Source organism: Stutzerimonas stutzeri KOS6, from assembly GCF_000307775.2.
GTDB lineage: Bacteria > Pseudomonadota > Gammaproteobacteria > Pseudomonadales > Pseudomonadaceae > Stutzerimonas > Stutzerimonas stutzeri_B.
In genome coordinates, this window is sequence record NZ_KK020677.1 from 654,267 (window position 1) to 674,677 (window position 20,411).

At 63.4% G+C, this 20,411-nt stretch carries 23 protein-coding genes and 1 riboswitch; of the genes, 17 read left to right on the forward strand and 6 right to left on the reverse strand.

The annotated features are described in order from the left end of the window. Positions 1 to 45: 45 nt before the first annotated feature. Positions 46 to 255 carry a cold-shock protein gene (locus tag B597_RS43405; RefSeq protein WP_003282211.1) on the reverse strand — a complete coding sequence of 70 codons (210 nt, stop codon included), beginning with the start codon at positions 253 to 255 and terminating at the stop codon, positions 46 to 48. 329 nt (positions 256 to 584) lie between these two features. Here B597_RS43405 and dcd point away from each other — a divergent pair, with 329 nt between their 5' ends. Next, positions 585 to 1,151 carry a dCTP deaminase gene (gene dcd / locus B597_RS43410; protein ID WP_003292548.1) on the forward strand — a complete coding sequence of 189 codons (567 nt, stop codon included), beginning with the start codon at positions 585 to 587 and terminating at the stop codon, positions 1,149 to 1,151. A 162-nt stretch (positions 1,152 to 1,313) separates the two neighbouring features. Then, positions 1,314 to 2,489, forward strand: a complete 1,176-nt coding sequence (locus B597_RS43415) for an MFS transporter (RefSeq protein WP_003292549.1) — start codon at positions 1,314 to 1,316, stop codon at positions 2,487 to 2,489. A 20-nt stretch (positions 2,490 to 2,509) separates the two neighbouring features. Here the strand turns inward: B597_RS43415 and B597_RS43420 are convergent, their stop codons facing one another. From B597_RS43420 to B597_RS43435, 4 genes are all read right to left on the reverse strand, one after another. Then, positions 2,510 to 3,004 (reverse strand): SprT family zinc-dependent metalloprotease, encoded by a 495-nt coding sequence (locus tag B597_RS43420; protein ID WP_003292550.1) that lies wholly within the window; start codon positions 3,002 to 3,004, stop codon positions 2,510 to 2,512. A 62-nt stretch (positions 3,005 to 3,066) separates the two neighbouring features. Further along, the gene (locus tag B597_RS43425) at positions 3,067 to 3,768 is read right to left on the reverse strand and encodes a Yip1 family protein (RefSeq protein WP_003292551.1); all 702 of its coding nucleotides are present in this window, start codon (positions 3,766 to 3,768) and stop codon (positions 3,067 to 3,069) included. Positions 3,769 to 3,950: 182 nt separating this feature from the next. Further along, complete coding sequence (locus B597_RS43430) at positions 3,951 to 4,550, reverse strand: Yip1 family protein (RefSeq protein ID WP_003292553.1); 600 nt, start codon at positions 4,548 to 4,550, stop codon at positions 3,951 to 3,953. Positions 4,551 to 4,689: 139 nt separating this feature from the next. Beyond that, positions 4,690 to 5,283 (reverse strand): DNA-J related domain-containing protein, encoded by a 594-nt coding sequence (locus tag B597_RS43435; protein WP_003292554.1) that lies wholly within the window; start codon positions 5,281 to 5,283, stop codon positions 4,690 to 4,692. A gap of 137 nt (positions 5,284 to 5,420) precedes the next feature. Here B597_RS43435 and ttcA point away from each other — a divergent pair, with 137 nt between their 5' ends. From ttcA to nhaD, 14 genes are all read left to right on the forward strand, one after another. Next, positions 5,421 to 6,245, forward strand: a complete 825-nt coding sequence (gene ttcA / locus B597_RS43440) for a tRNA 2-thiocytidine(32) synthetase TtcA (protein ID WP_003292555.1) — start codon at positions 5,421 to 5,423, stop codon at positions 6,243 to 6,245. A 503-nt stretch (positions 6,246 to 6,748) separates the two neighbouring features. Further along, complete coding sequence (locus tag B597_RS43445; protein ID WP_024162464.1) at positions 6,749 to 7,873, forward strand: 3-deoxy-7-phosphoheptulonate synthase; 1,125 nt, start codon at positions 6,749 to 6,751, stop codon at positions 7,871 to 7,873. Between the two features lie 256 nt (positions 7,874 to 8,129). Beyond that, positions 8,130 to 8,801 carry a DNA-3-methyladenine glycosylase I gene (locus tag B597_RS43450; protein ID WP_003292557.1) on the forward strand — a complete coding sequence of 224 codons (672 nt, stop codon included), beginning with the start codon at positions 8,130 to 8,132 and terminating at the stop codon, positions 8,799 to 8,801. A gap of 58 nt (positions 8,802 to 8,859) precedes the next feature. Beyond that, positions 8,860 to 9,225: a DUF2946 domain-containing protein gene (locus B597_RS43455; RefSeq protein ID WP_003292558.1), complete on the forward strand. Its 366-nt coding sequence runs from the start codon at positions 8,860 to 8,862 to the stop codon at positions 9,223 to 9,225. 94 nt (positions 9,226 to 9,319) lie between these two features. Next, entirely contained in the window at positions 9,320 to 9,874 is a 555-nt protein-coding gene (locus tag B597_RS43460) for a putative natural product biosynthesis protein (RefSeq protein ID WP_003292559.1), read from the forward strand. A 301-nt stretch (positions 9,875 to 10,175) separates the two neighbouring features. After that, entirely contained in the window at positions 10,176 to 10,355 is a 180-nt protein-coding gene (gene cydP / locus B597_RS43465; protein WP_003292560.1) for a cytochrome oxidase putative small subunit CydP, read from the forward strand. After that, positions 10,352 to 11,992 (forward strand): cytochrome ubiquinol oxidase subunit I, encoded by a 1,641-nt coding sequence (locus B597_RS43470; protein WP_003292561.1) that lies wholly within the window; start codon positions 10,352 to 10,354, stop codon positions 11,990 to 11,992. Before cydP ends, B597_RS43470 begins: the two co-directional genes overlap by 4 nt. Before the next feature lie 10 nt (positions 11,993 to 12,002). Further along, the gene (gene cydB / locus B597_RS43475) at positions 12,003 to 13,145 is read left to right on the forward strand and encodes a cytochrome d ubiquinol oxidase subunit II (RefSeq protein WP_003292562.1); all 1,143 of its coding nucleotides are present in this window, start codon (positions 12,003 to 12,005) and stop codon (positions 13,143 to 13,145) included. Positions 13,146 to 13,188: 43 nt separating this feature from the next. Next, on the forward strand, positions 13,189 to 13,293 hold the full coding sequence (gene cydX / locus B597_RS46720) for a cytochrome bd-I oxidase subunit CydX (protein ID WP_003292563.1): 105 nt from the start codon (positions 13,189 to 13,191) through the stop codon (positions 13,291 to 13,293). Positions 13,294 to 13,334: 41 nt separating this feature from the next. Continuing rightward, the gene (locus B597_RS43485) at positions 13,335 to 13,586 is read left to right on the forward strand and encodes a cyd operon YbgE family protein (protein ID WP_192939435.1); all 252 of its coding nucleotides are present in this window, start codon (positions 13,335 to 13,337) and stop codon (positions 13,584 to 13,586) included. A 113-nt stretch (positions 13,587 to 13,699) separates the two neighbouring features. Next, complete coding sequence (locus tag B597_RS43490; RefSeq protein ID WP_003292565.1) at positions 13,700 to 14,464, forward strand: NAD-dependent deacylase; 765 nt, start codon at positions 13,700 to 13,702, stop codon at positions 14,462 to 14,464. 68 nt (positions 14,465 to 14,532) lie between these two features. Next, positions 14,533 to 15,162, forward strand: a complete 630-nt coding sequence (locus B597_RS43495) for a C40 family peptidase (RefSeq protein WP_024162465.1) — start codon at positions 14,533 to 14,535, stop codon at positions 15,160 to 15,162. Positions 15,163 to 15,238: 76 nt separating this feature from the next. Next, the gene (locus B597_RS43500) at positions 15,239 to 15,763 is read left to right on the forward strand and encodes a C40 family peptidase (protein WP_003292568.1); all 525 of its coding nucleotides are present in this window, start codon (positions 15,239 to 15,241) and stop codon (positions 15,761 to 15,763) included. Between the two features lie 188 nt (positions 15,764 to 15,951). After that, complete coding sequence (gene nhaD / locus B597_RS43505; RefSeq protein ID WP_003292569.1) at positions 15,952 to 17,205, forward strand: sodium:proton antiporter NhaD; 1,254 nt, start codon at positions 15,952 to 15,954, stop codon at positions 17,203 to 17,205. 22 nt (positions 17,206 to 17,227) lie between these two features. Here the strand turns inward: nhaD and B597_RS43510 are convergent, their stop codons facing one another. Further along, entirely contained in the window at positions 17,228 to 18,031 is an 804-nt protein-coding gene (locus B597_RS43510) for a metallophosphoesterase family protein (RefSeq protein WP_003292570.1), read from the reverse strand. Between the two features lie 144 nt (positions 18,032 to 18,175). Next, a riboswitch (cobalamin riboswitch) is annotated at positions 18,176 to 18,394 on the forward strand. A gap of 118 nt (positions 18,395 to 18,512) precedes the next feature. Here B597_RS43510 and btuB point away from each other — a divergent pair. Then, complete coding sequence (gene btuB, locus B597_RS43515) at positions 18,513 to 20,366, forward strand: TonB-dependent vitamin B12 receptor (protein ID WP_003292572.1); 1,854 nt, start codon at positions 18,513 to 18,515, stop codon at positions 20,364 to 20,366. Positions 20,367 to 20,411 lie beyond the last annotated feature (45 nt).

Here is a 20,411-nt window from a genome sequence, read left to right on the forward strand (position 1 = left end):
CAAAAAAGCCCCGCCGAAGCGGGGCTTTTTCAGAGAAGACTCAGGTTAGATAACCTGAACTTCCTCAGCTTGCATGCCTTTCTGGCCGCGAGTAGCGACGAAGGAGACCTGCTGGCCTTCTTTCAGGCTCTTGAAGCCGTCACCTTGAATGGCACGGAAGTGTACGAAGAGGTCGTCACCGGATTGCGGAGTGATGAAGCCGAAGCCTTTCTCATCGTTGAACCACTTGACGGTACCGGTTTGGCGATTGGACATTTGATGTCTCCTTGAACCAAGTTTTGAAGAATAAAGTGCGGACTGAAAAGGTCCGAACATCACTGTGTGCAAGGAGATAGGAGTCGTATCGATATTTGGATCGAAATCTAAACATGTAGCGATTCACGGTGACACATGCAGCAGCAGCCCAGTAACAATACCTTTTTTCTGGAGCAAAGCGAGCTTTATTTTGGATTTCTTCGCCGAGCGGTGCCGTTGCGGTGTGGCCCGCTCTGCGGCGCGCATCGTGGCTGAGCTTTAACACGCGCGCGAGGCTCGGTAAGATGCGCGTCTTCGCACGCCCATTCCAACCTATCAGGACGTCAGCCATGAGCATCAAATCGGACAAGTGGATTCGCCGCATGGCCCAGGAGCACGGCATGATCGAGCCCTTCGTCGAGCGCCAGGTGCGCACCGAGGGTAGCGACCGGCTGATCTCCTATGGTGTGTCCAGCTACGGTTACGATGTGCGCTGCGCCGATGAATTCAAGGTGTTCACCAACATCAATTCGGCGACCGTCGACCCGAAGAACTTCGACGAGAAAAGCTTCGTCGACATCAAGAGCGACGTCTGCATCATTCCGCCGAACTCGTTCGCCCTGGCCCGCACCGTCGAGTACTTCCGCATCCCGCGCAACGTGCTGACCATCTGTCTGGGCAAGAGCACCTACGCGCGCTGCGGCATCATCGTCAACGTCACGCCGCTGGAGCCGGAATGGGAAGGTCACGTGACCCTGGAATTCTCCAACACCACTACGCTGCCGGCGAAGATCTACGCCAATGAGGGCGTGGCGCAGATGCTGTTCCTCGAGTCGGATGAGGAGTGCGAGGTGTCCTATCGTGACCGCGGCGGCAAGTATCAGGGTCAGCGTGGCGTGACGTTGCCCAAGGCCTGACTCCAGGCCAGAACCAACCAAAGCCCTGGCAATCGTTCAGGGCTTTTGATTTTCAGGCTGCTGCACGGCGCATTGCTCCTGCGTGCTTTTGCGCGGGCGCTTGGGCGCGCACTAGCCAGAGTAACTTTTTTCACGGCCTTCAGTGCCGGAATAGAAGCCCCGATGACCGCTCCGAAACATCTGAAACGCGGTACGCCTGCCTATCGGCGGGCCACGCTGGCACTGTTCTGTGCCGGCTTCGCTACCTTTGCACTGCTGTATTGCATTCAGCCGCTGCTGCCCCTGCTGGCGACGCACTTTTCCGTGTCCGCTGCCAGCAGCAGCCTGGCGCTGTCTCTGACGACCCTGTCGCTGGCGCTCTGCCTGCTGGTGTCTGGCGCACTTGCCGAAAGTTGGGGGCGCAAGCCGGTGATGGCGATCGCGCTGGGGCTGGCGAGCTTCCTCGGCCTGGCCTGCGTAGTGGTGGAGTCCTGGCAACCGCTGCTGGTGTTGCGCGCATTGCTGGGGCTGGCGCTGAGCGGGCTGCCGGCGCTGGCAATGGCCTACGTCGGAGAGGAATTCGATCCGGAGTCGCTGCCGGCAGCGATGGGGTTGTACATCGGTGGAACGGCTTTGGGCGGTATGCTCGGGCGGTTGCTGTCCGGGCTGTTGAGCGACCTGGGCGGCTGGCAGTTGGCGCTTGGGGGTATTGCTTCGCTGGGCCTGCTGGCCCTGGCGCTGTTCGTCTGGCTGCTGCCGGCGTCGCGGCATTTCAAGGCGCAGCCGCTCTCCTTGCGCGTGCTGCTGGCGAACTTCGGCGTGCATCTGGCCAATCCGGCTCTGCGCGTGCTGTTCCTGCAGGGATTCCTGCTGATGGGTAGTTTCGTGGCGCTGTTCAACTACATCGGTTTCCGCCTGGCTGGCGCTCCGTTCGGGCTTTCTTCGTCGTTCATCGGCTTGCTGTTCGTGGTCTACCTGGCCGGCATTTTCAGCGCTGGCTGGGCTGGACGTCAGGTATCGCGCTTCGGCGCGCGACGGGTTTTGCGCGGCGGCATCGTGCTCATGCTGGTGGGCGTGGGGCTCTGCGCGACGCCCTGGCTGGCGAGCATCGTGGCGGGGCTCGGCTCGTTCACCCTTGGCTTCTTCGCAGCCCACGCGGTAGCCAGCGGTCAGGTGGGCGCGCATGCCGGAGGTGCCCGGGCGCAAGCATCGGCACTCTACCTGTGTGCCTATTACCTTGGGTCAAGCGTGGTCGGCTACGGCGCAGGGTACGTCTGGGATCACGCCGGTTGGCTGCCGCTGATGGCACTGCTGGCAGGGCTCTGCGTGGTAGCAGGTTGGAGGGCGAAAGCGCTCTAGCCAGGCTGAGCGAGCCCGCATCATTCGACGCGTTGTTCACCTGTGAACGCCAGGGTGGCCTTGCAGCGACGGCAGTAGTAGCGCCGCCCCTTGGCTACCAGAGCGTGACGCTGGGCGGTGAAGGCAAAGTCCTGCTCCGGGCAGCCACAGCGATACAGGTAGCGGATCACCGGTCGGCGCCGCACGGCATAGTTATGGCAGCGATCCGGCGGCAGCTCGTACACGCCACGCATGATCAACTGCCACTCCTCGCCGTGGGGCTGGATCCTCGGGCCGAACATCTGGTGAGCGACCAGGTGGGCCACTTCATGGGCGACGGTCTGGCGCAGGAAGTGCTCGGCGTTTTCGCGATACAGCTGTTCGTTGAAACGCAACAGGTTCTGGTTGAGATGGGCCACGCCGGCCTTTTGGCCGCGCAGCTTGAAGCTGACCTGCGGTCGCTCGAAACGGCGCTTGAAAAACTGCTCGGCCAGCACGTAGCAGGCTTCGACACGGGCATTGAGGCGCTCGGGCATAGGGTAACTCCTGACAGCCCGGCATTATGCCAAAACTGCCGTAGCCCGAGCAGCGTCGTTGGTCACTCGTTCGGTCGTTCGTTGAAGCGACGTTCGTTATCCACGCCGCCCGGTTCCTCCTGCGGGCGATTTTCCTCGAAGCCGTAGCTCTGGTTCTGCACCGTATTGCGTTCGTAGGTCGGCTCGAGGGCGAGCATCCAGAAAAGGATCATCGGTACCTTGAGATTGACCAGCACCAGCAGGCCGACGCCCCAGGTGCTGGCGCCATAGAGAAAGGTGTTCCGATTGTTGATGCGCATGAACGTCGGCAGGCCGACGAACAGCAGGTAGGTGGAGTAGGCTCCGGCCGCTACCAGAACCAGTATTGCGATCCAGCGCGTCGGATAGAGCGCGCCGAGCCCGGCCAGGAAGAAGGGTGTGATGACGTAGGCAATGAAGCCCACGCACTGGTTGAAGGTGGGGCGCGCATCGAAGCTGCGTGACATCCAGCGCAGGAAGAACCCCATGATGAAGGTGCCGGCGATGGTGGTGATGTAGATCAGCGCGCTCAGCTGAAAAGCGCTACGCGTGTCGAGCCAGATACGTTCTGCTTCCACCAGACTCCAGCCCACGTAGCGGGTGCCGATGAACATGCAGATGGCTGGCAGCAACGCCCAGAGCAACAGGTGCACAAGGTAGTTGGAGCTGTTCTTTTCTTCGTCGCGGCGAATGTCGGCCCACGCCTGATCGGGGCGGGTCAGCAATTTCAGTAAGTGCGGGATCATACGTGTCTCCGTCTGCCTTGAGGGCCGCACGAGGCGCAAGTCACCAGCGGCGTTATGGCTTTAGAACGGCAGATGCGGTGAGGGTTTCCCTTGGCGGCCACGGTCCTTTCGCCGCAGGGACGGATACGGATTCCGCAAGACATGAAAAAGCCGCCCGAAGGCGGCTTCCTGCAGCAGTTGCTTCAGCGTATGTAGACCGGTCCGACGCCCATCCCCCAAGTGATCACAGACAGCGCGATGATCGCCACCAGTACCACCAGCCCCACGGCCAGTACCGAGCTGGAGAACATGAAGCCCTCATCGTCGGGGATATTCATGAATCTCGGCAGTCCCACGTAGAGCAGATAGGCCGTGTAGCAGACCGCCGCCGTACCTACCAGCATGCCAAGCCACAGGTGCGGGTAGAGACCGGCCAGGCCTGCGACGAACAGCGGCGTTGCAGTGTAGGCGGCGAAAACGATGCATTGAGTGAGCGTCGGGTTGGCGTCATAGGTGCGCGCCATCCAGTGGATGAATCCGCCCATGACGGCGACACCCGCCAGCATCGCGATGTAGGCAAGTATCGCCAGTTGCATGCAGCTGGCTTCGGTCAGCTTTACCGGTTCTCCACCGCCGATGCTCCAGCCGACCTGGGTGGCACCTATGTAAGCTGATACAGCCGGTATCGCGGCCAATAGCAGCACATGGGTGAGATACATATGGCCGACGGTTTCCTCCTCGCCACGTATTTCGTTCCATTCCTGACCGGGATGGGTGAACAAACCCCAAACGTGATTGATCATGCCAGCGTCTCCTCTGCTTATGGAGGGTCGCTTCGCCTGGCGGTCGTCATCGAGGACGGCGCGCGCGACCTTATGTCGCAGTATAGAAATGCCAATCGGCAATGCATCAGCGGGGTTAGAGCGTTTCGAAGCTATGTCGTCAGCGGTAATAGCGCTCGAGTATTTCCATGGCGAGATTGATCGACTGCAACCGCTGGGTACTGCCGCCACGGTCAGGATGATGGAGGCTCACCAACTGACGGTAGCGGTGTTTGATCAGCTCCAGGGTAAGCGGCTGCGAAGATCGCTCCAGTTCGAATAGTTCGAGAGCGGCACGCTTCTCGTCGCTGCCCTGCATGCGGGTCCAGAAACTGGCCAGCAGGCGATCGACATCGTCTTCGTCCGTGTCTCTGAGATTGGACAGGTCGAGGTAGTACTCGCGTAGCGCATCCCGCTCGGCGAGTCCGGCGTTCGCGCTCGCATATGGCAACAGCTGGATGTGCAGGGGGCTGATCTGCAGATGGCCGCTGGCCTCGGCCCATAGCCGGTCACGCAACAGATAGAGCGCGTTGAAGACCAGGAAGTGCGTGCGAAACAGCACCAGCTTGTCGGTCAGCGGCAGGTTGGGAACGTGTGTGCTGCGCCGGCCCTTGAGCTCTTGGATCAGTTGGTATTCGCTGCAGCCCGCGGGATGTTCACGCAGCAGCACGAGCAGGTGGTCTGGCAGATCCAGTGCGGGGGATAGGTCGTCCATTGGGCGAGACTAGCACAGGGCCTGCGGCGTCAGGCTGGGGCTGGGTCACATTGCATGGGGTGATGAAACGGGAACAGACCCCGGGTGCGCTTTGCGCGTAAAATGCGCGGCTTTCGCAACTCTTCCGGACTTTCGCCATGGGTACCCTTTCGGTCAACCAGAACAAACTGCAGAAGCGCCTGCGCCGCCTGGCCGGCGAGGCTGTCACCGACTTCAACATGATCGAGGAGGGCGACAAGGTCATGGTCTGCCTGTCCGGCGGCAAGGACAGCTACACCATGCTCGATGTGCTGCTCTATCTGCAGAAGGTCGCGCCGATCAGGTTCGAAGTCGTCGCGGTGAACATGGACCAGAAGCAGCCAGGCTTCCCCGAGCACGTGCTGCCGGAATACCTGAAGGACCTGGGCATCGAATACCACATCATCGAGAAGGACACCTACTCGGTCGTAAAGGAAAAGATCCCGGAAGGCAAGACCACCTGCTCGCTGTGCTCGCGCCTGCGCCGCGGCACGCTGTACACCTTTGCCGACGAGATCGGTGCGACCAAAATGGCCCTCGGTCACCATCGTGACGACATCCTGGAAACCTTCTTCCTCAACATGTTCTATGGCGGCACCTTGAAAGCCATGCCACCCAAACTGCTCTCCGACGATGGCCGCAACGTGGTGATCCGCCCGCTGGCCTACTGCAACGAGGCGGATATCGAGGCGTATTCGAAGATGAAGGAGTTTCCGATCATCCCGTGCAACCTCTGTGGCTCGCAGGAGAACCTGCAGCGCCAGGTGGTCAAGGAAATGCTGCAGGAGTGGGAGCGCAAGTCGCCCGGACGCACCGAGATCATGTTCCGCGCGCTGCAGAACGTGGTGCCGTCACAGCTGGCCGACCGCAACCTGTTCGACTTCAAGAGCCTGCGTATCGACGACAGCGCCACGCCGCGCTTCGTCGATGTCATGAGCCTGTAGGGCGGTGGCGCCCCTACGGCACCGAAGGCCACCCTGCCGATCGATATTGCGGTTGAAACCCGCCCGCGCGCTGGAGTATGGTTCAGGACATATTTCGGAGATCAGCATGTCCCTCAGCCTCGCTTCCCTGTCCCTTGCCAACGTCGGTGCCGTCTGCACCGTGCCGGCGCGTGGCCAGGTAGTCGCCGTTGGCGGTTATTACTTTGGGTATTGGTTTAGCCACAGGCGCGCCTGATACCCCACAGGCGCCCTAGCAAGCAGGGTCGCCACCAGAGCAGTTTTCGAACCCCCGGTCGGCCACCCGACCGGGGGTTTTTGTTTTTCCGGCCACTACGGCCAAACGCGACGAGGAAATTCGCCATGACCACTTACCGCACCGACCGTTACTACCGTTACGACTGGCGATTTAGCCGCTTTGGCGCTGCCGTTCTGAAACCACACGACCGAACACTCGACTAGTGCCGGCGCGGAAGATCCGCGCCGACCGAAGGAATCGCCAGATCATGCATACCACCGCCACCGCCACCGCCACCGCCACCGCCACCGCCACCGCCACCGCCACCGCCACCGCTCAGAGCCATATCGAGCCCAGCCTCAGCCAGCCCAGCACCGCCCGCCGCAGTGCTCAGCCCTTGCCCAGTCCCGCCGTCCTGCGTCAGCGCCTGCCGCTATCGGACGCGCGTGCCGCCCGGGTCCACGCCGATCGCAACGCCATCCGCGCGGTGCTCGATGGCCGCGACCCACGCCTGCTGGTAGTTGTCGGCCCCTGTTCCCTGCACGACCCGGTCTCCGCCCTGGAATATGCCGAGCGTCTCGCCGCCCTTGCTCCGGCGCTGAGCGATCAACTGCTGCTGGTCATGCGCGCCTATGTGGAGAAACCGCGGACCACCATAGGCTGGAAGGGACTGCTCTACGATCCGCATCTGGACGGTCGGGGGGACATGGCCGAGGGGTTGCGCCTGTCGCGCCGGCTGATGCTGGACATCCTCGAAACCGGGCTGCCGCTGGCCACCGAGCTGCTGCAGCCCTTGGCGGCCAGCTACTTCGATGACCTGCTCGGCTGGGCCGCCATCGGCGCGCGTACCAGCGAATCGCAGATCCACCGCGAGCTGGTCAGTGGTCTGGATCTGCCGGTGGGTTTCAAGAATGGCACCGATGGCAGCCTGGGGATCGCCTGCGATGCCATGCGCTCGGCAGCGCATCCGCACCGGCATTTCGGCATGGATGCGCTGGGTCATCCGGCGTTGCTGGAAACTCGCGGCAACCCGGATACGCATCTGGTGTTGCGCGGTGGCCACGGTGCGCCCAACTACGCTGCCGAGAGCGTCGCCGCCGCCCGGGCGACCCTGATCCAGCAGGGAGTCACGCCAAGCATCATGGTCGATTGCAGTCACGCCAACAGCGGCAAGGACCCGTTGCGTCAGCCGGCCGTGCTGGCAAGCGTAATCGAGCAGCGCCTGGCCGGCGATACCAGCCTGCGCGGTGTGATGCTCGAAAGCCACCTGTTCGACGGCTGCCAGCCGTTGTCGGGCGAGCTGCGCTACGGCGTGTCCATTACCGATGGCTGCCTGGGCTGGAGTGGCACGGAGCGGCTCCTGCGCGAGGCGGCCCGGCGCCTGCGTGGCTGACTGCACGGCGGTCTGCGAATGCCACCCGCCACGCTTGCGCCTTCGCGGCAGTGCGGCAGGTGGAAAACGCTCGGTCGGTGTTCCACCCTACGTCGGCCTCGCCTGTGGCGGCGAGCCCGCCTGCGAATGTCTGCGCGAGCCGTAGGGTGGACAACGCGCAGCCTTGTCCATCGTTTGCGCTCAGGCGACGACAGGCTTGCGAGGCGGGCCGGTCGTCGGCACCCTGTGCCGCTGCCGTCGCAACCGGATACCGACCATGCATGACTACAAATGGCTGCACGAGTACTGCCTCAACCGTTTCGGCTCGGCCGCGGCGCTGGAAGCACGCCTGCCGCAACCGCGCAGTGCTGATGAGCTGCGCAGCGTTTCGGACGACCGCTACCTTTCGCTGATCAGTCTGAGAATCTTTCGCGCCGGTCTCAAGCACAGCCTGGTGGATGCCAAGTGGCCGGCATTCGAGCAGGCGTTCTTCGGTTTCGATCCGGAAAAGGCGGTGCTTATGGGCGGCGAGCATATCGAGCGCTTGATGCAGGACACCCGGCTGATTCGCCATCTCGGCAAGCTCAAGAGCGTACCGCGCAACGCGCAGTTCGTGCTTGATGTAGCGCGGCAGAAGGGCGGTTTCGGCAATCTGCTGGCCGACTGGCCGAGCGAGGACATCGTTGGCCTGTGGCGCTATCTCGCCAAGCATGGCAGCCAGCTCGGCGGGCTGTCGGCGCCGCGCCTGCTGCGCATGGCCGGCAAGGATACCTTCGTCCCCAGCGATGACGTGGTCGCTGCGCTCAAGGCCCAGCAGATCGTCGACAGGGTTCCCAGCAGCCAGCGCGACCAGGCCGCGGTTCAGGCTGCGTTCAACCACTGGCAGGCCGAAAGTGGCCGGCCGCTGTCCCAGCTGTCAGCGATGCTGGCGTTCACGGTCAACCACTGATCGATCTGCGACGGTTTGGCGCAGCGCTGCCGTGACGCGTGCGGTGTAAAGTCGAAACATGACCATCGTCAAAGACAAACGCGTGCAGATCGTATGGGTGCTCCTCGCCTGCATCCTGCTCAACGCCTTTGTCTGCAGCCTGAACCACGCCACTCATGTCGGTTTCGAGCTGGCGATGGGGCAGGATGCCTTCTGCGTCACCGACGATGCGGCTGCAGGCCCCGCGGCGGTCGCTTCCGACGCTCACCAGCTATCCCAGCATTCGCTCGACTGCCCGCTGTGCAGCTCGACCTATCTCGCCGTCGTCGTGCTGTTCGCCCTGGCCTGGCTGGGCCGCCGGGCGCCGCACGCGAGGCGACTGCCATCTCCTGCGCACCATGCTTCCCGCCATCACTGGCCGGCACTGAACCCGCGCGCGCCCTGATGTTCCCCGGCTGACCCATCTCGCCGTCCGGCTGCAGGCAGGACGGATATCTGTCGGAACCTTCCGACGGCACGGTCAATTCAGGGGATTCACCATGACCATGATGGAGCGATTCGCCCGCGCCGACAGCCGCGTCGGCTATCGGCTGCCCTTTCCCGACTATCCCAGCAATGCACGCAGCTTCGTGCATCTGGATGCCAAGTTGCTGCCGTACTGGCATGCCTTGTTCGATGTCTGTCCACGACTGCTCAAGCTCGACCCGCCAGAGGGCCTGAACATTTTTCGCGAATTCATGACCTGGGCCTACGGCCGACAGCTCGCGCTCAACTGGGCCTTCCATCTCGGGGTGTGCCGCTGGTTGCTGGCTTCCGACTTCCGCCAGCTGATCGAGCCGGAGCATATCGAGGCCATGATGATCGCCGCCGCTGCGCGCTGGGTTGCCAGCGACGATAGCCCGGCAATCGGCATCGTGCTGGGCTGGCGGGGCGGCAGCGAGCATGTCTTCGACTGGAAGCCGCGGGTACGCCAAAGTGGTCGGGCGCCTGCTGCCGAGCAGGAAGAGTTGCCGCCAGCACCCTGGGATTTCGCCTGGAGCCCGCTGTCCACCACCGCCGGCAACGGCTTTCGCCGCTGGCTGCAAGTGCCATGACTGCGACAGGGCGCCGCATTGGGGCGGTCGCGTCGCGCCCGGCGTTGCGTCGCTTGCCGGCACCGCCGGTATTCCAAGCGAAGCGCCGCGACGGCGCGAACAGCGGCGGCCGGGTGGGGCAGGCTGTCGCAGTTGTCGCCGTGGGAGGCAGGCCGGACACTTTGTCCGCCTCGAACCAGAGCAGCGCTTCCACGGGTAGGTTCGAGGTCAAGCGATTGAGCCGGGACCGCAGCGTCCGGGTTTCGGCCCCCACCCCAAGGGGGCCTTCAATCGCCGCCTGCAGTCGTGCAAGGAGGTAGGCATGTTCAGGTCATCGCTCAGGCGAGACGTGGTGCTGGTACTGCTGGTCAAGGTCGCGCTCCTGATAACCATAAAAAACGTCTGGTTCGATGCCCCCAGCATTCCCGAGAACGGTTCGGTGCGCGTTGCCGACCATTTGCTTGATTCGCGGGGTTCGAACCCCGAGGGAGGGCCGAGATGATCTCGGAAAGCGTTGTCGATCTATCCCGTCTGCAGTTCGCCATGACGGCGATGTATCACTTTCTCTTCGTGCCGCTGACCCTGGGCCTGGCTTTCCTGCTGGCCATCATGGAGTCGGTCTACGTGATGACCGGCAAGCAGGTCTACAAGGACATGACCCAGTTCTGGGGCAAGCTGTTCGGCATCAACTTCGCCCTGGGGGTCACCACCGGGCTGACCATGGAGTTCCAGTTCGGCACCAACTGGGCCTACTACAGCCACTATGTCGGCGATATCTTCGGTGCGCCGCTGGCCATCGAGGGGCTGATGGCGTTCTTCCTCGAGTCCACCTTCATCGGCCTGTTTTTCTTCGGCTGGGATCGGTTGAGCAAGGTGCAGCACCTGACCGTGACCTGGCTGGTGGCGCTGGGTTCCAACCTGTCGGCGCTGTGGATCCTGATCGCCAACGGCTGGATGCAGAACCCGGTGGGCTCGGCGTTCAACTTCGAGACCATGCGCATGGAGCTGGTGGACTTCGGCGCGTTGCTGTTCAACCCGGTAGCGCAGGTCAAGTTCGTCCATACCGTGTCGGCCGGCTACGTTACCGGGGCGATCTTCGTGCTGGCGATTTCTTCCTTCTACCTATTGAAGAAGCGCGATCTGGGCTTCGCCCGCCGTTCGTTCGCCATCGCCGCGGTGTTCGGCCTGGCTTCGACCATCTCGGTGATCATCCTGGGCGACGAGTCCGGCTATGAGATCGGTGATGTGCAGCAGGTCAAGCTCGCTGCCATCGAGGCCGAGTGGGACACCCATCCGGCGCCGGCCGGCTTCACTCTGTTCGGTCTGCCGAACCAGCAGGAGCAGCGCACCGACTACGCGGTGAAGATTCCCTACGTGCTGGGGCTGATCGCTACCCGGTCGCTGGACGAGGAGGTCAAGGGCATCAAGCAGTTGGTCGCCGAGCATGAGTTGCGCATCCGCAACGGCATGCTCGCCTACCAGCGGCTGCAAGCACTGCGGGCCGGCGACAAGTCGCCGGAGGCCATCGCCGCCTTCAACGAAGTCAAGCAGGATCTGGGTTACGGACTGCTGCTGAAGAAGTACAGCGCCGATGTGGTGGACGCCAGCGACGAGCAGATCAAGCTCGCCGCGCTGGACACCATTCCCGACGTCTTCAGCCTGTTCTGGACCTTCCGCGTCATGGTCGTTGCCGGCTTTCTGATGCTGGTTCTGTTCGCTCTGGCGAGCTGGGCGTCGATCAAGCGCAACGCCGAGAACAAGCCCTGGCTGCTGAAGTTCGCGTTGTTCAGCCTGCCGCTGCCTTGGATCGCGGCACAGACCGGCTGGTACGTTGCCGAGCATGGCCGTCAGCCGTGGTCCATCGCCGAAGTGCTGCCGACCCACCTGTCCACCTCGACCCTGGCCGCGGGGGACATCTGGGGTTCGCTGATCGCCCTGGTGGCCTTCTACAGCCTGCTGCTGGTGGTGGAGATGTTCCTGATGATCCGCTTCGCGCGGCTCGGCCCGAGCAGCCTGCATACCGGCCGTTATCACTTCGAACTGGAAGCGTCTGCGGCGAGCCACATGCAGAAGCTGCGCGAGGCCGTCGCCGTACCGGTGTCGGCAAAAGACGCACCCACCGAACCTACCGCCGTGTGAGGTAAGCAAGATGTTCGATTACGAGGTTCTCAAGCTCGTCTGGTGGGTGCTGATCGGTGTGCTGCTGATCGGTTTCGCACTCACCGACGGCTTCGATATGGGTGCCATGGCGCTGATGCCCTTCGTCGGCAAGACCGACAACGAGCGGCGCGTGGCGATCAATACCATCGCCCCGCACTGGGACGGCAACCAGGTCTGGTTCATCACTGCAGGCGGTGCGCTATTCGCCGCCTGGCCGATGGTCTACGCGGTGGCCTTTTCCGGGCTGTACTGGGCGATGCTGCTGGTGCTCTTCGCGCTGTTCTGCCGGCCTGTCGGGTTCGACTATCGCAGCAAGGTGCAGGACCCGCGTTGGCGCAGTGCCTGGGACTGGGCGCTGTTCGTCGGTGGCGCGGTGCCGGCTCTGGTATTCGGCGTGGCCTTCGGCAACCTGTTTCTCGGCCTGCCGTTCCAGCTCGACGAGCTGATGCGATCGAGCTACCACGGCTCGTTCTTCGCGCTGCTCAATCCGTTCGCGCTGCTTTGCGGCATCGTCAGCCTGAGCATGCTCAGCGCTCACGGCGGCGCCTGGCTGATGCTGCGCACCGACGGTGCGCTGGGCGAGCGCTCGCGCCAGGCCACGCGCCTGTGCGCACTGGTCTTCCTGTTCGGCTTCGTTGCGGCAGGGGTCTGGCTGGCGCTGGGCATCGAGGGCTTCAGCCAGCTTTCGGTGACAGACCCGGGCGCGGCGCTCAACCCGTTGCTGGACAAGCAGGTGACGCGGGACAACCTCGGCTGGCTGGCCAACTACGCTCGCTATCCGATCACGCGGATCGCGCCGGTCGCGGGGATCGTCGGCGCGCTGTTGGCGTTGCTCGGCTCCAGCCGCAACAGCGGCGCGGTGAGCTTCCTCGGCACCAGCCTGATGATCGTCGGCAGCATCTGCACCGCGGGTTTCGCGCTGTTTCCCTTCGTCTTCCCGTCGAGCCTGGACCCGGCGTCGAGCCTGACCCTCTGGGATGCGGTGTCGAGCCACAAGACGCTGGGCATCATGTTCGTCGTGGCCTGCCTCTTCGTGCCGCTGATTCTCTGCTACACGCTGTGGAGCTATGTCCGCATGTGGGGCCGGCTCAACCAGAAGACCATCGAAGCCAACCCCCACGGCCTGTACTGACTGAGCGAGCGGGTCGTCGCCCGCCGCGCAAGGAGAAACGACTATGTGGTATTTCACCTGGATTCTCGGCGTGCTGCTGGCTTGTAGCTTCGGCATCATCAATGCGCTGTGGCTGGAAGCCACCCAGGATCTGGACGCCGAGCCGTGAGCAGTCTCGTGCATGGGCGCGGTTACGGCGCTTTCAGCCGTATGCTTTCGCTGCTGCTGGCGGCACCGCTGGCGCTGGTGCTGCTGATCCATCCGGCCGCGATGCTCGACGGGCAGGGCGGCTACAGCCATCCGCAGTTGATGCTGGTGATGTGGGGGATTTCCGCAGGCTTTGTGCATGGCGTCGGTTTCGTGCCGCGGTGGTGGGGCTGGCGCTGGTTGCTCGGGCCGCTGCCGGCGTGGCTGTTCTGCGTTATGGGCTACGCCGTGCTGTTCCAGGCGCGGCTGGGCTGATCGGGGCGAATGACTTTGCAGTCGAACGCTGCTGTTCGTAGTCTGATGGCCGTGGTCGCGGGGCGGCCATCAGTCCCCGCGGGACTGCCATCGAACCGGGCACGCAACCATTCATGGACATCGACAAGGTCGCTCGCGCCCTGGCCGGGGCCGAGCGCATTCTGATCATCACCGGTGCCGGGCTGTCGGCCGATTCCGGACTACCCACCTATCGCGGCCTGGGCGGGCTCTATAACGGGGAAACCGAAGACGGCCTGGCCATCGAGGTGGCACTCTCCGGGCCGACGCTGCGACGCGATCCGGCGTTGTGCTGGAAATACCTGGCCGAGATCGGCCGGGCCTGCCTGCAGGCCGAACCCAACGCCGGTCACTGCGCCATCGCCGAGTTACAGCGGCGCAAGCCCGGCGCCTGGGTGCTCACGCAGAACATCGATGGCTTTCACCGTCGTGCCGGTAGTCCGCCGCAGCGGTTGATCGAGATTCATGGTCAGCTGACGCCACTGTCGTGCATGCGCTGCGGCAACGTCGATTCGCAATCGCTGCAATCGCTGCTGGACGGGCCGCTGCCGCCGCGTTGCCAAGCCTGCGACGGTGTGCTGCGTCCAGCCGTTGTCCTATTCGAGGAGATGCTGCCGGAAGCCGCCCTGATGACGCTGCAGGAGCAGGTGCGGGTCGGCTTCGACGCCGTGTTGGTGGTCGGAACCACCGCCAGCTTCGGCTACATCCTCGAGCCGATATGGCGAGTGCGACAGGCCGGCGGCTTCATCGCCGAGGTGAACCTGCAGCCCACCGATGTCAGCCCGCTGGCTGACGTGCGTCTGCAAGGACGCGCCGCAGACGCCCTGGCGCAGCTGATTCGTCACATTTCCTGCGATTGAATTTGATCATCGGCGCGATAGCGGGCATAGTCGCCGACACTTTTCGAATCATCGACACGGCTGTGTTCATGCTTAAACGCTTCGCACCCCTCGTGCCTCTCGCATTCATCGCTCTGCTGAGCGCCTGTGCCGGCCAGCCCGTACCGACCGAGCAGCAGGTCGTATCGCCTCGGTTGTCGCACCACCCTCTGGCCGAGTTCGACTTCAAGACCTTCGACAAGAGCGAGGAAGAGTCACTGGCCGAGCTCACCGATGAGCACGCCTACCAGTTGCCACAGCTGGCCGACAGCATCCTCGAGCGCGGCTTCACCCTGGTTGGTACGCCGTATCGTTACGGTGGCAGTTCGGTGAAAACCGGTTTCGATTGCAGCGGCTTCGTCGGCTTTCTGTTCCGTAAGGAAGCCGGGCTCGAGCTGCCGCGTTCCACCCGCGAGCTGATCAATCTCGATGCGCCTGTGGTCAAGCGCAACGAGCTGGAGCCCGGCGACGTGGTGTTCTTCAACAATCGTGGCCGCGGTCGGGTCAGCCACGCCGGCATCTACATTGGCGACGACCAGTTCATCCACGCTTCCAGCAGCCGCAGCGGTGGCGTCCGTGTCGACAGCCTGGATGACACGTACTGGCGTGCCAGCTACATGGAAGCCAAGCGCGTTCTCGCACTGGCTTCGGGCCTGGGACCGCACACGACGCAGCACTGATCCAGCCGTCTGGCGGGGTTGCGTCTTGCCCCGCATGCCGGCAGAGTGATGGCTCATTTGCCTGGACCGCTCTGCCATGCACTATCCGGCCCGTCTCACGCTGGTTGTTCTATTTGCGCTGCTGACCGCCTGTGCCGGGCGCGCGCCCACGCCGCCAGTGGTGCAGACGCCCAGCATTCCCCAGGCCGTCCCCGGCGCCGCCGAGGATGTCCTGTTCAGCGCAATAGGTCTGGTCGGTACGCCTTATCGCTGGGGTGGCAATACGCCGGACAGCGGTTTCGACTGCAGTGGCCTGATCGGCTATGTCTACCGCGGCGCGGCCGGCATCAACCTTCCTCGCACGACCCGGGAAATGAGCAATCTGCGCGGCCCTTCCGTGCGGCGCGATGCGCTGCAGACAGGTGACCTGGTGTTCTTCGCCACCAGCGGCGGACGCCGGGTCAGCCATGCCGGCATCTACGTGGGCCAGGACCGCTTCGTTCATGCGCCATCGTCTGGCGGCACGGTACGCCTGGACAGTCTTACTGCCGGCTACTGGCAGAAAAGTTATCTGGGCGCCAAGCGCGTGCTCGACCAGGAGCAACTGGCCCGCAACCCCTGAGCGGCCCGGCGTCGAGACGCGTTCGTAGCCACCCGGACTTTGCTGCCGCTCACATAATGAAACAGTCCCTGTTTGACATCAGGTGATATCCCTCGCCGCGCCGTTTGGCTACCATGCGCATCCCCAATTCCTCCCGTGCGCAGCCTGCTGTGCACAAGCCCTTTCCTTACTTCTCCCTTAGGTGAGTTATGCCTGAATTGCTGACGTACGTGCTGATCGCTCTGGCGGTGGCGGCGCTGCTTGGTGTCGTGCTCGAAGAAATTACCCATGTGAACAAGGCCAAGGTGACGCTGTTCTTCGGCACCCTGGCCTGGTTGCTGCTGTTCATCTTTGCGCCGGCGGGCGAGGCGCGGGAAACCGTGCTGGAAAGCCTCAACGAAAACATCGCCGAGATCGCCGGTCTGTGGATCTTCCTGGTCGCGGCCATGACCTTCGTCGCCTATCTGAACAAGAAGGGCATGATCGAGAACCTGATCTATCTCGTCTTGCCGAAAAGAATCAGTGAGCGCGCGCTGCTGTTCCTCACCGCGACCTTCTGCTTCGTGTTCTCGTCGCTGGCCGACAACATCACCGCGACGCTGGTCTCCATCACCCTGATCCTTTCGCTGCAGCTGGATCGGGCCAAGACCATCAAGTTCGCAACGCTGGTGGTTTTCTCCGTCAACTCCGGTGGCGTCGCGCTGATCACCGGTGACGTCACCACGCTGATGATCTTCCTCGCTGGCAAGGTGGCGATTCTCCAGCTGCTGGCGCTGGCCGTACCGGCGTTCATCGCGGTGATGGTGCTGGCTGCGATGCTGTCGATCGGCATGCGTGGCGAAGTCGTGGTGCAGGGCCATCGCAATGACGTGCGTGGCGTCGATGTGGCCATTGCGCTGATCTTCCTGTGCACCATCCTGTGCACCATCATCGGCAACTTCCTGTTCCAGATCCCGCCGGTGCTGACCTTCCTCGCCGGTTTGTCGGTGATGTTCCTGATCGCCCGTTTCTTCAGCGATGACAATGATTCCGACCCGATTCTGGAGTACGTGCGCCAGGTCGAGTTCGAGACGCTGTTCTTCTTCCTCGGCATCCTGCTGCTGGTGGGCATGCTCAAGGAGATCCGCGTGCTCGACGGGCTGGTGCTCATCTACGACCAAGTGCCGGCGGTGATGGCCAACTACCTGATGGGCCTGATGTCGGCCGCTATCGACAACGTGCCGCTGACCGCGGCCCTGCTCAAGTCCGGGTTGCAGATGGGCGTGGCCGAGTGGATGGTGCTGACCTACGCGGTCGGTGTCGGCGGCTCGCTGCTGGTGATCGGCTCGGCGTCGGGCATCGTCGCCATGAGCAAGGTGCCGGGGCTGACCTTCGGCAGCTACCTGCGGTACATGCTCTACCTGTTCATCGCCTTCAACATCGGCTTCGCCGGTGTCTACCTGATCGGTCTGTCGATGGGCTGATCACCACGCGCGAGAGCCGGGATCACCAGCTCAGGTTGAAGTGCGAGCCCAGCACGAAGCGACCGTCCAGCAGGTCCCAGCGCTCGACGCACACCTTTTTCTGCTCGCCAGGATGCAGCTTCAGCCGATTGAACGAGTTGGGTGAACTGCCGCGCAGGCGGGTGGAAAGGGTGGTGCCGGCCTGCACCATCCATATCTCGCGCGCGAGGCCTGCATACTGCCTGGACAGCGGCAGCACATAGGGCAAGTGAATGTGCCCGCCCATGACCAGATCCAGCCCATGCTCGGCCCAGCGCTGCAGTGCCGGCGCGGCGCCGTGCTGCAGGTTGCTCAGGTCGCTCGGCACCATCGCGCCGAATGGCTGATGCGCCACCACGATACGCACCTTGTCCGGGTCGCTGTCGGCCAGCCGACGTGCCACCTGATCGACCTGTCGCGCGGTTACAACGCCGTCCTTGTGCCGGCGTGGATGGGTGGTGTTGAGTCCGATCACCAGCATGGCCTGGTTTTCGAACACCGGTTCCAGTTCCTGGCCGAAGTGGCGACGGTAGTTGCCGTAGGGTGTGAACAGCCGCGCGAACAGGTTGTACAGCGGGATGTCGTGGTTGCCCGGGATCACCAGCGTATTGCCCACGCCATCCGCTTCCAGGCGGCGGACGAACGCTTCGGCACTGGCGAATTGCACTCGTCGGGCGCGTTGGGTGATATCGCCGGAAAACACCAGCAGATCGGCGCGGTGTTCACGCACATGGTCTTCCAGCGCCTGGACGACGGAAGGCGTTTCGGTGCCGAAATGGGTGTCGGATATCTGCACGATGCTGGTCATGGGGCGGGTTCTGGCTCCTGGCTGATCGAAGGCATTGTTGCATTCGAAGCCTTTCGCCGTCCGCCGTTCCGAGCAGTGAGATGCAAGCGGAAATTGCAAGGCGCTGAGACAAGCCTGAGGTTGCGCCAGGCCCGGCCTTGGACTAACCTCCGCGTCGCCTCAGGTGCCCCCCTCGTCAGAGGAGGGGTGAAACAGGGAAGCCGGTCCATTCTCACGAAGATTCCGGCGCTGCCCCCGCAACGGTAGGCGAGTCGAGAAACCGCATCAAGCCACTGTGCTCAACGCACGGGAAGGCGCGGTTTCGGGACGCTGCAAGGCGTACGCTCGCAAGCCCGGAGACCGGCCTGTCGCATTTCACTGACAGTGCGGCGGGCGCTGGGCGGGTGCATATCCTTCGCGGTATTCACTTCTCTTTTGCTGTTCCTCCGTCTGTCTTCGTCGACTTTCAGTCGTGCGGGTGGGCACGACGGAGACCTGAACCTTGACTGGCAAATTCCGTTTCAAGCCAGCGGCCTGTGCGCTGCTCGGCAGTTTTCCCCTTTTCATCGGCCAACTGGCCGCAGCGCCGCTGGACCTCGAGCAGCAGGTGGTGACCGCCACCCGTACCGCGCAGACCGCTCAGCAGAGCCTGGCGGCCGTGACCGTGCTCGACCGCGAGCGAATCGAGCGCAGCCAGGCGAACTCGCTGCCCGAACTGCTCAAGCAGGTGCCCGGTGTTTCGCTGGCCAACAACGGCGGTCCCGGCAAGTCCACCTCGCTATTCATGCGTGGCACCGAATCCGACCATGTGCTGGTGATGATCGACGGCATCAAGATCGGTTCGGTCTCGGGCGGCGGCGCGGCGCTGCAGGATCTGCCGCTGGAGCTGATCGAGCGCATCGAGGTGGTGCGTGGGCCTCGTTCCAGCCTGTACGGCTCGGAAGCCATCGGCGGGGTGATCCAGATCTTCACCCGCAAGGGCCAGGGGCAGGGCATCAAGCCGTTCCTTTCGGCAGGCTATGGCACGCATGACAGCTACAACGGCAGCGCCGGCATCTCCGGTGGCGACGGCCGTGGCTGGTACAGCCTGGGCGTCAGCGGCTCGGACACCGACGGCATCAACGTCAAGTCGGCAGACACCAGCGGCTACGAGAGCGATGCCGACGGCTATCGCAACCTGTCCGCGACGTTGAGCGCCGGCTACCGCTTCGACAATGGTCTGCAGCTCGACGCCAACCTGCTGCAGGCCCGCTCACATAACGACTACGACAGCGTGAACCGGGCCCGCACCTCCGGCTTCGGTGTCAATGCCGACGGCGAATCGAAGGTCTTCGGCACCCGTGCGCGCTTCAGCCCGCTGGAGCCATGGCTGGTGACGCTGCAGGCCGGACGCAGCGAAGACAAATCCGATGCCTGGCAGGACGGGCAGTTCTATTCACGCTTCGACAGCCGTCGCGACACATTCGGCTGGCAGAACGACATCGAGCTGGCCGTCGGACATACGCTGATCCTGGGCGCCGACCACCAGCGCGACGAGATCAACGGCACCACGGTTTACGCCGAGGATTCCCGGAATAATGACGGCTATTTCAGCCAGTACCTGGGCGAGGTCGGCCGCCATGACTGGCAGCTGTCGCTGCGTCGTGACGACAACGAGCAGTTCGGCCAGCACGACACCGGCAACATTGGCTACGGTTATGCGCTGACCGACTGGTTGCGCGGCACCATCAGCTACGGCACGGCGTTCAAGGCGCCGACCTTCAACGAGTTGTATTTCCCCAACTACGGCAACCCGGCGCTCGATGCGGAAACCTCCGATAGCCTCGAAGTCGGCCTCGCCGGCCAGCATGGCTGGGGGCACTGGGCGGTGAATGCCTATCGCACGCTGGTCGAAGACCTGATCGCCTATGACGCCAGCATTTCCGCACCGGCCAATGTGCAGCAGGCGCGCATTCGCGGCGTCGAGCTGGTGCTCGGCAGCCAAGTGCTCGGTTGGGACTGGAATGCCAACTACAGCCTGCTGGAACCGGAGAACCGCTCCGCCGGCGCCAACCGCGGCAACGAGCTGGCGCGCCGGGCCAAGCAGCTGTTCAACCTCGATGTCAACCGTCGGCTGGGTGCCTTCAGCGTCGGTGCCAGCCTGCACGCCGAAGGGCAGCGTTACGACGACCTGGCCAATACCAAGGAGCTGTCCGGCTACGCCACTCTCGATCTGCGTGGCGAATACCGCATCACCCCCGAATGGCGCTTGCAGGCGCGCGTCGCCAACCTGCTCGATGCCGACTACGAGACCGCCGAGGGTTACAACCAGCCCGGCCAGGCCGCCTACCTGAGCGTGCGCTACCAGGCGCTTTAAGACTGCGGCGCGGGTATTTCGCCCGCGCCCAACGAAGGAGACTGC